Raw genomic sequence first — 255 nt, 5'->3', positions numbered from 1 at the left:
CGACCCAGCTGAACATTCCGCGCGATTATTTCTACGGTGACATCACCTGCGAGATTCCGAAGCCGGCGCGGCTCGATCGCGGTGCGGGCGGTGAGCAGAGCCTCCAGGCGGCGGCCGAGCTGCTGGCGACGGCGAAGTTCCCGGTGATCATCTCGGGCGGCGGGGTGGTGATGGCCGATGCGGTCGAGCAGTGCAAGGCGCTGGCCGAGCGCCTGGGTGCGCCGGTGGTGAACAGTTATCTGCACAATGATTCGT

At 65.9% G+C, this 255-nt stretch carries 1 pseudogene; it reads left to right on the top strand.

Going from position 1 to position 255, the window contains the following annotated elements:
- Positions 1-255: pseudogene (locus GQB03_RS22815) on the top strand (sulfoacetaldehyde acetyltransferase); the annotation flags it as partial.

The sequence above is a fragment of the Cognatazoarcus halotolerans genome, from assembly GCF_009800965.1.
GTDB lineage: Bacteria > Pseudomonadota > Gammaproteobacteria > Burkholderiales > Rhodocyclaceae > Cognatazoarcus > Cognatazoarcus halotolerans.
Note: the sequence above shows the minus strand (reverse complement) of the source record. Positions and strands in the feature narration are given on the sequence as shown.